Here is a 12,034-nt window from a genome sequence, read left to right as displayed (position 1 = left end):
GACGGGATCGGGGCGCGGGTCGGGGATCTGCTGCCGCACGGGTCCTCGCTGCTGCCGCTGCTGGGCACCGCGTGTGTGGCGGCGGTGCTGGCCAACGTGGTCAACAACCTGCCGGCGACGCTGGTGTTGCTGCCTGCGGCCGCGCATCTGGGGCCGGCGACGCTGTTGGCGGTGCTGCTGGGCGTGAACCTGGGCCCGAACCTGACCTACGTCGGTTCGCTGGCCACGCTTCTGTGGCGGCGCGTGCTCACCTCACACGGCGAACAGGTGAGCCTGGCGACGTACACCCGGCTCGGCCTGATCGCCGTGCCCGCGACGCTGATCACGGCGACCGTCACGCTGTGGGCCGCGGTGCAGATCATCGGGGTGTGAGCTCAGCAGGTTGTGAGTTCATCGGGGTGTGAGCTCGGCCTCGGCTTCGGCCAGGGCCCGGCGCGCGGCGGTGATCAGCTGCGGATCCCAGCCGGGTCCGGGGACTGATTCGAGCAGCAATCGTGTGTAGGAGTGCGACGGGTCGGCCAGCACCATGTCAGTCGCGCCACGCTCCACGATCGCGCCGCGCCGCATCACCACCACCTCGTCGGTGACGCAGCGGACGACCCCGAGGTCGTGGGTGATGAACACATAAGCAATGCCCAGCTCGGCCCGCAGATCCGCCAGCAGGTTCAGGATCTGTGCCTGTACCGAGACGTCCAGCGCCGCGACCGCCTCGTCCAGCACCAGCACGCTCGGTTCGACGGCCAGGGCCTTGGCGATCGCGACGCGTTGCCGTTGGCCGCCGGACAGGCCGCGGGGCAGGGCTGTGGCTTCGCGGGTGCCGAGGCCGACTTGGTCGAGCAGTTCGGTGACGCGGGCGGGGTGGTCGCCGTCTGGGTGGTGCAGGCGGAGGACTTCGGTGAGGGCGGTGCCGATGGGGAGGCGCGGGTCCAGGGATAGGAAAGGATCCTGGAAGACCATCTGGACCTGGCGAGCGCGAGCCAACCGCTCAGCCCTGCGACCGCTGCGAGCGCTGCGAGCGACGGAGGGCCCACGACCGGCGTCTGCGCCGCGAGCCTTGCGGCCGGCATGGTCCCGATCGCGGCCGTCGATGCGAACCGTCCCGGCATCGGCATGGTCGAGCCCGACGATGATCCGCGCGGTCGTCGTCTTCCCCGAGCCCGACTCCCCCACGACGCCCAGCGACCCGCCGGCCGCGACCGTGAACGAGACGTCGTCCACCGCGACCTGCGAGCCGAAGACCTTCCGCAGTCCACTGACTTCCAGCACCGGCTCAGCCACGGCTCGCTCCTCCTTGCAACGTCAATGTGCTACTCCGCCAGCAGGCGACCGTGGCCTGCGACCGATCGGGCACCGCGGCGGTCTCCGGACGCTCCTGTCCGCAAGCGTCCACGGCGTGCGCACAACGCCCCGCGAACGCGCAGCCCGCAATCTCGGTCCGCAGATCAGGAACCCGGCCCGGGATCACGGCCAGGCGACCGGCCGGCGCGTCCAACCGCGGAGTGGCCGCCAGCAACGCCGCCGTATAAGGATGCTTCGGATCGGCGAACACCTGCTCAGCCGGGCCGGTCTCGACGATCCGCCCCGCGTACATCACCGCGACCCGGTCGGCGATCACGGCGGCCAGCTCCAGATCGTGGGTGACGAACAGCAGCGCCGTGCCGAACCGGGATTGCAGATCCCGAAGCAGGGCAATGATTTCAGCCTGTGTGGTGACGTCCAGGGCGGTGGTCGGCTCGTCGGCCAGCAGGAGCACCGGATCGGCCATCAGCGACGCGGCGATCATCACCCGCTGCAACATGCCGCCGGACAACTCGTGCGGATACTGCCGCAACACGCGTTCGGGCAGCCCGACCGCGTCCAACAGCGCCAACGCCCGCTTACGCGCCGTCCGCTTATCCGCCGCGCCGTTCGTGCGAAGAGCTTCGGTGAGGAAGTCGCCGACGCGCCGCACCGGATTGATGCCGGCCCGCGGGTCCTGGAAGATCATCGCCGCGGTGGTCGTCCGCAACCGTCGCAGGGCCCGTGCGTCCATCGTCAGCACGTCCTGCCCGTCGACCTCGACCACCCCCGAAGCCGTGGCCCCGGCCGGAAGCATCCCGAGCGCCGCACGCGATGTCAGAGTCTTGCCGGACCCGGACTCCCCGACCAGCGCCACCGTCTGCCCAGCCCCGACTTCCAGATCAACCCCGTCGAGCACCGGGCGCGCGGTCCCCGGCAGGCTCACCCGCAGTCCCCGGATGTGCAACGTTTGCGACTTCTGCGGTGTCTGCGACCTCTGTGCCGTGTTCACGAGCGCGCGTCCTCTCTGTTCGCGACGCGATCGGCCCAGTGCTCGCCGACGACGTTGAACGCGACCACCGTCACCACGATCGCCAGACACGGCGCGATCGCGGACAACGGCTGCCCCTGAAGCATCGCGGACTGCCCGTCGTTGACCATCGCGCCCCAGTCCGGCGTCAGCGGCGGCACGCCCAGCCCCAGGTAGGACAGCGCGGCCAGGTCGATCAGGGCGTAGCCGAAGTTGACGGTGGACTGGGCCAGGATCACCGGCCCGATGTTGGGGATCAGGTGCCGCACGCAGATCGCCCAGTTCGAGAAGCCCTGGACGCGATACGCCGCTAAATAAGGTCTCTGTTTCTCTGCCAGCGTCAGGCCGCGAGCCAGACGGCTGACATAGGGCGTGTAGGCGAGCGACAACGCGGCGATCGGTGCCACCAGCCCCGTTCCATACAAGGAGACGAAGAGAATGGCCAGCAACAGCCCGGGGAAGGCGAGCATCAGCTCACTGCTCCGAGACAGCAGCGAGTCCAGCCAGCCGCCGCGCCAACCGGCGGCGACACCGACAGCCACCCCGAGCGTCGTGGAGAACACCACGACCGCCGCCGGACCGAGCAGCGCGGTGCGCGAGCCGAGGATCAGGCGGGACAACGTGTCGCGGCCCGAGCCGTCGGCGCCGAGCAGGTGCGCGCAGGACGGCCCGGTCAGCGCCGCGCTCAGGTCCGAGGCGTTCGGATCGGCCGGCGCCAGCCACGGCGCCAACACAGCGACCAGCACGATCACCGCCGCGAAGCCCGCGCATATATAGAACAGCCAAGGCCGTGACACGCGCAGCGCGCGGAATCCGGGGCGCCGCCGGACGAGCGTCAGACTGCTCATGCGCTGTTCCTCGCCCCGAGCCGGACGCGTGGATCCAGCAACGGATAGGTCAGGTCCACGACCAGATTGACGGCCACGAACACGGTCACGATCAGCAGACTGATGGCCTGCACGACCGGGAAGTCCTTCACCGAGACCGACGAATCCAGGAACGCCCCGATCCCGCCGAGCCCGAACGCGGACTCCACCAGCACCGTGGAGACCACCAGACCGGTGATGGTCAGGCCGCTCATCGTCGCGATCCCGCCGGCGGCGTTCCGGAAGACGTGCCGGCGCAGCACGATCCGCTCGGGGATCCCCCGGCTGCGCGCCACCGCCACGTGCTCCTTCGACAGCTCGGCCAGCATCGCCGCCCGCGTCACCCGGGCCAGCGTCCCCACCCAGTACAGCGACAACGCCAGTGCCGGGAGCGTCAGGTGGTAGGCCATATCGAAGAACCCTGATCCGGATCCGATGGACGGGAACCAGCCCAGCCGCACCGAGAACACCCAGATCAGCACGATCGCCGCGACGAACGACGGAGTGCCCACGGCGACCGAGGTGACCACCAACACCGCCTGGTCGACCAGGCCGCCGGGCCGGCGCGCCGACAGCCGCCCGGCGCCGATTCCCAGCACCGCCACGAGGACCGCGGCCATCCCGATCAGCATCAGCGTCCCCGGCAGCCGCGCGGTGAGCAGGTGCAGGACCGGCGCGCGGTACTGGATCGACGTGCCGAAGTCGCCGTGCGCCATCTGCGTCAGCCAGCGCCAGTACTGCACCGGGAACGGGTCGTTCAGGTGGTAGTGCGCCCGGATCGAGGCCAGCGCCTCCGGGGTGGCCGAGCGGCCGCCGAGCAGGAAGGTCTCGGGCCGGCCCGGCGCCAGGTAGACCGCGGAGAAGATCAGGAACGAGGCCGCTAGCAGCGTCACGGCCAGTTCCACGGCCCGCCGCGCCGCGAACCGCCAGACATCGCTCGCGGCGCTCGCACTCCTGACGGCGTCTCCGCTGCTGACAGCGCTCGCACTGCCAACGGCACCTCCACTGCCGACGGAGCTTCCACCGCTCGCGCCGCCCACGGCGCTCACCCGGCCGAGCCGACGTCCGCGGCCCACGGGTAGTAAAGGTAGGAGATCGAGGTCGGGGCGCCGGTGATCCGCTTGTCCAGGAACAGCGAGGTCGGCCATTCCGCGGCCGGGATCCAGAGCAGCTGATCCATCGCGATCTTCTGGATCTGCGCGCTGATCGCGGCCCGCTTCACCGGGTCGTACTCAGCTTCGGCCTGGTCGATCAGCTTGTCGTAGGCCGGATCCGACCAGCCCGCGTAGTTCTCGAAGTCCCCGGTACGGAAGATGTGGTAGATCGCCAGCGGGTCGGTCGTGGACAGGTAGTAGGTCTCCGGGAACGCGTCCAAGCCTTCGCGGGCCTTGGGGTCGGAGAACAGCGCCGTGAACGCGTCCGGGGCGATCGTCTTCAGCTCTACCTTCAGCCCGATCTGAGTACCAGCCGACTGGAACGCGGTGGCCAGCAGCGACACGTCCGGGCCGATCGGCGAGGTGGCGATGGTGACGGTCTTGCCGGTGGCGCCGGCCTGCTGAATCAGGGCCTTGGCTTGGGTCAGGTCCTGGGCGGTCGGCGCGAGGTCGGTGGCCGGCGGCACGGCTCCGGCGGGCCAGGAATCGGCCGGGGCGATCGAGGAGGTGACGGTGCCGACGCCCTTCAGGCCGGCCTTGACGAAGCCGGAGCGGTCCAGCGCCAATAGCAGGGCTTTGCGAACACGGACGTCGCCAAGCGTCCCGGAGAGGTTGCAGACGTTCAGATTGATCGTCGTCAGCGACTTGCCGAAGTACAGGTTCCCGACACCGGAGGACTTCAGCCGGGCGTAGCTGTCCGGAGTGATCAGGTAGCCGCCGTCGGCCGCGCCGGTGAGCAGCGCGTTGGTCAGGGCCGTCGGGTCGGTGATGAACTTGAAGACCACCTTGCCGGCCAGCGCGGGCTTGCCCCAGTAGCCGGGGAAGCGGTCCAGCTCGATCGACGTGCCCTTGACCCAGGCGCCGAGGGTGTAGGGGCCGGTGCAACCGAGGTTCCCGGCGGTGCCGTAGTTCTGCCCGGCGGCCTGCACGGCCGAGGCGTGCACGACGGTGCCCGCCGAGTTCGCCATCGCCTCGCCGAACTGCGAGTCCGGCTTCTTCAGCTTGACGGTGACCTGGAGCGGGCCGGTCTTGGTGATCGAGGAGACGTTGTCGAACGTTGATATCCAGGTCGAGCCGGTCGCCGGGTCCATCTGCCGCTTGAGGGAGAACACCACGTCGTCGGCGGTCATCGTGCCGCCGTCGTGGAACTTCACGCCGGATCGCAGGGTATAGACATACGTCGTCGGATCCGGCTGGGCCACCGAGGATGCCAGGCCCGGGGACTCGGTGAGGTCCGGGTTCCAGCGCATCAACGACTCGCAGATGTTCGACAGGATCATGTTCTGCGGGTAGTCGAAGGCCTGTGCGTAGTCCAGCGTTGTGGGCTCGGCGTAGAGGGCCCACGTGAACGAGTCGATGGGTCCTTTGGCCACGGGAGTGGACGCGGACAGCGCGTAGGCAGCGCCGCCGGAGGTCGCGGCGCCGCCGCCGGGGTTGGTGGTGTGCCCGCCGCTGCAAGCCGTGACGGCTGCGGCGAGGAACAACGCGGTGCCGGCCGCGGCGGTGGATCGCCAGGGGATTCTCAGCAAGATGATGCTCCTTTGAGGGAAAGGGATGCGAGCGTGGGAGGTGCTGCCCGCGGGCCGTCAGTGCCAGCCCCAGGCCATCAGTGCCAGCCGCGGACCAGAGGTGCCCGCCGCGGGCCAGAAGGGCTAGCCGCGGGCCATCGGCTCGGTGAGCGGCCCGTAAAGCTCGGGGCGGCGGGTGTAGACCAGGCCGAACTCCAGCCAGTCCCGGCGCTGGTCCAGGTCCAGATCGGCGACCAGGACCGCCGGCTTGTCCCGGGGCGCGCGCAGGACGACGCGGCCGTAGGGATCGGAGATGAATGAGGACCCGTAGAAGGCGATCCGCCCCTCGGCGCCGACGCGGTTGGGCACGATCTGGAACAGCGCGTTGGCCAGGCCGTTGGCGCTGATCGCGTGCTCCCACATCGGGCGGGTGTCGAACTCCGGCAGCTCCGGCTCGGAGCCGATCGCCGTCGGGTGCACCAGGACTTGGGCGCCGGCCAGGGCGTAGGCACGGGCCAGCTCCGGGAACCACTCGTCCCAACAGGTCGGGAAACCGAAGCGGACGTTGTCGATCGGCACTACCGGGAAGCCGCTGTCGCCGGGGCGGAAGCACAGGTTCTCGTGGTAGCCGGGGAACTCGGGGATGTGGTTCTTGCGGGTGCTGGCCAGCATCTCGCCTTCGGCGTCCACGCAGATCGCGGTGTTGTAGCCCAGGCCGCCGTCGTCGGCGCGTTCGTAGAGCGAGGCGTGCACGACGATGCCCAGTTCCTTCGCCAGCTCGGCGGCCAGACGGGCGGTGGGGCCGTCGTGCAGATCCTCGGCGAAGCGCGGGGCGTCCACGGCCATCGCCGCGTCGGCCGCGAAGTAGGGGCTGCGGGTCAGCTCCGGCAGGCAGACCATGGTCGCGCCTTGTTCGGCGGCGATGCGGACGCCGTCGCGCAGGGCGTCGTCGTGGGCTTCGGCGTCCGGCTGCCAGCGCATCTGGACCAGGCCGATCCGCAGCAGCGGGCGGACCGAGGGCTCCAGGCGGGCCGGGGAGCCCAGCGGCGAGCCGAAGGAGGTCAGGAGCGTGTAGTCGATGCTGCGAGCACTCATGCCGCTGCCGCCTTCGGTATCTGCTGGGTGATGCAGTGGATGCCGCCACCGCCGAAGGCGACGGTCCGGGTGCGGACGCCGACGACTTCGCGGTCCGGCATCGCCTTCGCCAGGGCCGCGAGCGCGCCTTCGTCGGCGGGGACCCCGGCGACCGGGACCACGACGCCGCCGTTGGGGAGGTAGAAGTTGAGGTAGCCGACCTCGACCTCTTCGCCGTCCACGCTGACGCGGTTGGACTGCGGGACCGGGATGATGGTCAGGGTGCGGCCTTGGGCGTCGCGGGAGGTCCGCAGGATCTCCAGGTTGGCGCGGCAGCGCTCGTAGTCCGGGTGCGCGGGGTCCTCGGGCAGCTGGACGATCACGGTGGCCGGGGCGATGTAGGCGCAGCAGCCGTCCACGTGGCCGTCGGTCTCGAAGTCCTCGGCGCCGCCGTAGGGCAGCCAGATGACGGCGGTGACGCCGAGGCGGGCCTTGAGCTCGTCCTCGATCCGCTCGCGGGTCCAGCCCGGGTTGCGGTTCGGGTGCAGGAGGCACTGTTCGGTGGTGATCAGCGTGCCCTCGCCGTCGACGGTGATGGAGCCGCCTTCCAGGATCAGCGAGGACACCACGCGCTCCACGCCCAGGCGCTCCAGTAGCAGGGCGCTGATGCGGTCGTCGGCGTCCCACGGCGAGTGCTTGCCGCCCCAGGCGTTGAAGCGGAAGTCGACGCCGGCCCGGCCGCCCGCGCCGTCGGTGACGAAGATCGGGCCGGAGTCGCGGAACCAGGAGTCGTCGATCGGCAGCTCGATCACGTCTATGGCGTGGCGGCCGGCTTCGGCGGTCTGGCCGCAGCGCTCGCGGGCCTCGGGGCCGGCACCGGGCGGGGCCACCATCAACACCGGTTCGAAGCGGGCGACGGCGCGCGCCACCTCGGCGTACTCGTCCTTGGCGGCGTCCAGGACGGCGCCCCACAGGTCGGCTCTGGTGGGCCAGGCCATCAGGGTGCCCTCGTGCTCGGCCCATTCGGCCGGCATGCGCATGGTCATGGTTCTTCGGTTCCTTGTGAACGGGGTTCGGTGAACGGGGTTCGGGGGTGCGTGAACGGGGGTCCAGCGCTGCCATCCGGCGGCGCGGTGTGCTTAGAATGCTCTTGACTGAAACTTCAGTCAAGAGCATCGGACGACGGCGACTCGCATGTAAGGTGTGATGGCGTGGCCAGCAAACGGGACCTGATCCTCCAGGCGGCGGTCGGCATGATCGCCCAGAGCGGCGTCAGAGGGCTGCGGGTGGAGGAGATCGCGGCGAAGGCCGGAGCCTCGACCGGGCTGATCTACTACCACTTCAAGGACCGGGCTGGCTTGCTGCGCGCGACCCTGGACTACATCAGCGACCGGGCCGACCGGTACACGGCGCAGGCGATTGCGATGGCGAAGGACGCGGGCGACTCGGACGCGCGCTCGGAGCTGGAGCAGACGCTGCTGCTGGAGTTGCAGGACACCGACGAGATCCGCGAGAACAGCACCGCCTGGGGCGAACTGCGCGCCTCGGCGATCTTCGACACCGACCTGCGAGAGCGGTTGGAGGGCGCGACGGCCGCGTGGGTGGCGGAGATGGCCGAGCGGGTCGCCTTGGCCCAGGAGGCCGGGCAGGCGCGCGAGGGCGTCGAGCCGGAGGACGTGGCCGAGCGGCTGACAGCGCTGGTGGAAGGGCTGTCGGAGCGGTGGCTGTCGGGGACGCTGGGATTGGAGCGGGCCCGGGATTTGCTGCGGGGGGCGATTGTGGCGGAACTGGGGCCGGGACGCTAGACGATTGATTCCTGGGGGTTCCGGCATACGGAACCCCCAGGAATCAATCATCTTATGCGGGCCGTATAAGGCGACGTTCGCCCTGGCGGTGTGGTGAGTCCCGTCGGTTGTCGCGGATAGTGCGGCGGGGCACCGGGTCCGTGGTGACCTGGCGCCGGGCGTAGACAGTGCTCCAGTGCAGAGTGCTCCAGTGCAGCGCCGCGTTAATCCCTGCGCGGATTTTCGCAGCGCTGCATTAGTGTTCGGAGCCATGACCTCGAAGACGAACGATCATCCCGCCTGGACCGCGCCCTACCTGGCCAAGCTCGGCGTCGATGACCCGCAGTCCCTCGGTGCCCCGTCGCTCGACACCCTGCGCAGGCTTCACCGCGCACACGTCGAGCTCATCGCCTTCGAGAACTTCGACATCCAGCTCGGACGCCCGCAGGGCATCGACCCGGCCGAGTCCATAGCCCGCATCCTGGCCGGCCGGGGCGGCTACTGCTTCAACCTGAACAACGCCTTCTGCGAGCTGCTGACCGTCCTCGGGTACGACGTCACCATGCACCGCGGCCAGATAAACGGCTCCGCCGCGACCGCCAAAGCGACCGCCGACGATTACGACACGCACATGGCCCTCACCGTCGTGCTCGACGGCGAACGCTGGTCGGTCGACGTCGGCCTGGCCAACTCGCACCACGAGCCCATCCCGCTTCGGGAGGGCGTCCACGTCCAGGGTCCCTTCCGCTTCGAGCTGGGGCCGCTGCCGGAGATCGGCCCGGACGCCTGGCGGTTCTTCACTGATCCGGCGCAGACGACCTTCCACAGCATGGACTTCACGCTGGCGCCGGCCACGTGGGAGGACTTCAGGAGCCGCCACACCGAGTTGTCGACGTCGCCGCGGTCTTCCTACGTCAGGTGGTTCGAGCTCTTCCGCCGCGACGCGGGCTGCGCCGAGTTCGTGCTGGATGACGAGTTCACGCGCGATGAGGGGGCCGGACGGCGCACGACACGCATCCTGGAGTCCGCCGAGGAGCTGTTCAAGATCGCAACGGACGTGTTCCATCTGGACCTGTCGGCCATCGACGACGCCGACCGCGCCGCTCTGTGGGACCGCGTCCAGCGTGCGGGGGCGGAGTGGCGAGCGAAGCAGCAGTCGGCCGAGAACTAGTGCGGCGCTGCGGTAGGGCGCCGCACTAGATAGTGCTGTTGTCGGTGCGGAAGAGGCCCGTCGCGGAAGACGCCCGTCGCGAAAAATCGCCGAGTGCCCTGGTGCCAGCCCCCTAAGCTGTGCCGTTGTGACGGACAGCTTTGATCCCGTGGCCTACAACCGCGCCGCCTGGGACCGCGAGGTGGAGAACAGCAACGAATGGACCCAGCCGGTCGGGCCGGAGGTCATCGCCCGGGCCCGGGCCGGCGATTGGTCCGTCGTCCTGATCGGTCACCAGGCAGTGCCGCGCGACTGGTTTCCGGCTGAACTGGTCGGTGCCGAGGTGCTGTGCCTGGCTTCCGGCGGAGGGCAGCAGGGGCCGGTGCTCTCGGCGGCGGGCGCGGCCGTGACGGTACTGGACAACTCGCCGCGGCAGCTGGACCGCGACCGGGAGGTCGCGGCCCGCGAGGGACTGGCGGTCCGTACCGAGCTCGGCGACATGCGCGACCTGAGCGTGTTCCCCGATGCCGGCTTCGATGTCGTCTTCAACCCGGTGTCCAACGTGTTCTGCCCCGATCTCGCACCGGTCTGGCGGGAGTCGTTCCGCGTGCTGCGCCCGGGCGGGATCCTGATGGCCGGGTTCCTGAACCCCGACGTCTTCATCTTCGACGTCACGGCGTTGGACGAGCGGGGTGAGCTCGTAGTGCGCCACCGGCTCCCCTTCAGCAGCCTTGATCTCCCGGACGACGAGCGGCAGCGCTCGTATGGGACCGGGCCGATCGAATACAGCCACTCACTCACCGAGCAGATCGGCGGCCAGCTCGCGGCCGGCTTCACCCTGACCCACTGGAACGAAGCGCCGCACCACGCGGATGCCACCGCCCGGTACCTGCCTGGCTACTTCGCCACCCGGGCCGTCAAGCACTGAGCTCGGGCTGGCTTCGGCAAGACAGGCAGCCCGCGCTCTGACAGACAATTCAGTCAGCAGCAATCCGGTCAGACCGAGGGCTGCTGCTGCGTGACGCAGTGGATCCCGCCGCCGCCGTTGCCGAGATTGTCGATGTCCAGCTGCTCGATGGTCCGGTCGGGGAACAGGGCGCTGAGGGTGTCGTAGGCCTGACCGTCGGCGTTGGTGTCGCCGAACTGTGCGGAGATCACCGCGCCGTTGCAGACGTAGTAGTTCGCGTATGAGCCCACGAAATCTTGGTTCGTCGAGCGGATGAGGTTGTAGTCCGGGCCCTGGATCTTCGTGACGCCGATGGTTGTGCCCTGGGCGTCGGTGGCCGTGGACAGGACCTGGTACTGCTGCTTCTCGTCGGTGGCCCAGACGTCGTTCTCGTCCGAGGCCGGGAGTTGCACCGCGCCGGCGCCGGGGGCCAGGAAGCGGCTGGTGGCGTCGACATGGTCGTCGGTGATGTCCTGGTTCCTGATGCCGGTGAACCAGATGACCTCGCCGGCGCCGTAGGCCGCGCACATCGCGGCCTGGATCTGGGCCTGGCTCAGCTTCGGGTTGCGGTTGGTGTTGACGATGCTCGACTGCGTCGCCATCAGGGTGCCGGCGCCGTCGGTCTCGATGGCGCCGCCCTCGGCGACCAGGCCGGCGGCGGTGAAGGGCAGGCCCAGGTAGCCGGCCACGCGTTGGGCGACGAGGGCGTCGTTGGTGTGGACCTGGCGGTTGCCCCAGCCGTTGAAGTTCAGCCCGACGCTGTCCAGGCCGCCGGCCCCGTCGGTGCGGAAGATCGGGCCGGTGTCGCGCATCCAGCAGTCGTTGACCGGGATCGAGCCGATGACCGTGACGCCGGAGCCGCACATCGAGCGGGCCTTGGCGACGCTGGCGGAGTTAGCGAGGAGGTAGACGGGCTCGTAGTCGGCGATCGTGCGGGCGATAAGGGCGATGTTCTGCTGGACGCCGGCCAGCTGACGGTCCCAGATCGAGGTCGAGTCCGGCCAGGCCATCCAGGTGCGGGTGTGCGGGACGGAGTCGACCGGGACGACGAAGGTGCCTGATGCGGCCGCTGCCCGATGGGCCGGGGCGGCAGCCGCCGCGCCGAGGGCGGAAGCGTCAGCGGCACCCTTCGCGCTCGTGGCCGGTGCCGCGTTCGCCGTGGCGGCCTCGGCGGCACGCGCGCCGACCAGCGTCGCGGCCCCGGCCGCGGCGGCGCCGAGCAGCAGAGAGCGGCGGGTGGGGGT

The 12,034-nt window shown here is 69.8% G+C and carries 12 protein-coding genes; 4 read left to right on the top strand and 8 right to left on the bottom strand.

Annotated features, from left to right (window positions below; translation table 11 throughout):
• A partial coding sequence (locus tag KGQ19_RS43535; protein ID WP_268908206.1) for an ArsB/NhaD family transporter occupies window positions 1-372 on the top strand: 372 nt, incomplete at its 5' end.
• 18 nt (window positions 373-390) lie between these two features.
• On the opposite strand, the gene KGQ19_RS43530 is transcribed toward KGQ19_RS43535, so the two are convergent.
• The 7 genes from KGQ19_RS43530 to KGQ19_RS43500 form a co-directional block, all read right to left on the bottom strand.
• Complete coding sequence (locus KGQ19_RS43530) at window positions 391-1,278, bottom strand: ABC transporter ATP-binding protein (RefSeq protein WP_212020619.1); 888 nt, start codon at window positions 1,276-1,278, stop codon at window positions 391-393.
• Entirely contained in the window at window positions 1,271-2,290 is a 1,020-nt protein-coding gene (locus KGQ19_RS43525) for an ABC transporter ATP-binding protein (RefSeq protein WP_212020617.1), read from the bottom strand. Before KGQ19_RS43525 ends, KGQ19_RS43530 begins: the two co-directional genes overlap by 8 nt.
• Window positions 2,287-3,156, bottom strand: coding sequence for an ABC transporter permease (locus tag KGQ19_RS43520; RefSeq protein ID WP_212020615.1), 870 nt, complete (start codon window positions 3,154-3,156; stop codon window positions 2,287-2,289). The genes KGQ19_RS43525 and KGQ19_RS43520 overlap by 4 nt, the downstream gene beginning before the upstream one ends.
• On the bottom strand, window positions 3,153-4,214 hold the full coding sequence (locus KGQ19_RS43515) for an ABC transporter permease (protein ID WP_413563204.1): 1,062 nt from the start codon (window positions 4,212-4,214) through the stop codon (window positions 3,153-3,155). Before KGQ19_RS43515 ends, KGQ19_RS43520 begins: the two co-directional genes overlap by 4 nt.
• A gap of 5 nt (window positions 4,215-4,219) precedes the next feature.
• The gene (locus tag KGQ19_RS43510; RefSeq protein WP_212020610.1) at window positions 4,220-5,857 is read right to left on the bottom strand and encodes an ABC transporter substrate-binding protein; all 1,638 of its coding nucleotides are present in this window, start codon (window positions 5,855-5,857) and stop codon (window positions 4,220-4,222) included.
• 123 nt (window positions 5,858-5,980) lie between these two features.
• Complete coding sequence (locus KGQ19_RS43505; RefSeq protein WP_212020608.1) at window positions 5,981-6,931, bottom strand: nitrilase-related carbon-nitrogen hydrolase; 951 nt, start codon at window positions 6,929-6,931, stop codon at window positions 5,981-5,983.
• The gene (locus tag KGQ19_RS43500) at window positions 6,928-7,956 is read right to left on the bottom strand and encodes an agmatine deiminase family protein (RefSeq protein ID WP_212020606.1); all 1,029 of its coding nucleotides are present in this window, start codon (window positions 7,954-7,956) and stop codon (window positions 6,928-6,930) included. The genes KGQ19_RS43505 and KGQ19_RS43500 overlap by 4 nt, the downstream gene beginning before the upstream one ends.
• Window positions 7,957-8,121: 165 nt before the next feature.
• Between KGQ19_RS43500 and KGQ19_RS43495 the strand changes: the two genes are divergently transcribed.
• From KGQ19_RS43495 to KGQ19_RS43485, 3 genes are all read left to right on the top strand, one after another.
• The gene (locus KGQ19_RS43495; protein WP_212020604.1) at window positions 8,122-8,715 is read left to right on the top strand and encodes a TetR/AcrR family transcriptional regulator; all 594 of its coding nucleotides are present in this window, start codon (window positions 8,122-8,124) and stop codon (window positions 8,713-8,715) included.
• Window positions 8,716-8,965: 250 nt separating this feature from the next.
• Complete coding sequence (locus KGQ19_RS43490; protein WP_212020602.1) at window positions 8,966-9,865, top strand: arylamine N-acetyltransferase family protein; 900 nt, start codon at window positions 8,966-8,968, stop codon at window positions 9,863-9,865.
• 127 nt (window positions 9,866-9,992) lie between these two features.
• Window positions 9,993-10,772, top strand: a complete 780-nt coding sequence (locus KGQ19_RS43485) for a class I SAM-dependent methyltransferase (protein WP_307856690.1) — start codon at window positions 9,993-9,995, stop codon at window positions 10,770-10,772.
• A 68-nt stretch (window positions 10,773-10,840) separates the two neighbouring features.
• Here KGQ19_RS43485 and KGQ19_RS43480 read toward each other — a convergent pair whose 3' ends face one another.
• Entirely contained in the window at window positions 10,841-11,980 is a 1,140-nt protein-coding gene (locus KGQ19_RS43480) for an agmatine deiminase family protein (protein ID WP_438801902.1), read from the bottom strand.
• Window positions 11,981-12,034 lie beyond the last annotated feature (54 nt).

The sequence above is a fragment of the Catenulispora pinistramenti genome (assembly GCF_018274385.1).
Classification (GTDB): Bacteria; Actinomycetota; Actinomycetes; order Streptomycetales; family Catenulisporaceae; genus Catenulispora; species Catenulispora pinistramenti.
This window is presented reverse-complemented; position numbering and strand designations above follow the sequence as displayed.

What these genes read in the sequence shown, in the direction of transcription:
- KGQ19_RS43520 (WP_212020615.1), bottom strand. Translation starts at nt 3,156, where the DNA reads ATGAGCAGTCTGACGCTCGTCCGGCGGCGCCCCGGATTCCGCGCGCTG.
- KGQ19_RS43505 (WP_212020608.1), bottom strand. Translation starts at nt 6,931, where the DNA reads ATGAGTGCTCGCAGCATCGACTACACGCTCCTGACCTCCTTCGGCTCG.
- KGQ19_RS43500 (WP_212020606.1), bottom strand. Translation starts at nt 7,956, where the DNA reads ATGACCATGCGCATGCCGGCCGAATGGGCCGAGCACGAGGGCACCCTG.
- KGQ19_RS43490 (WP_212020602.1), top strand. Translation starts at nt 8,966, where the DNA reads ATGACCTCGAAGACGAACGATCATCCCGCCTGGACCGCGCCCTACCTG.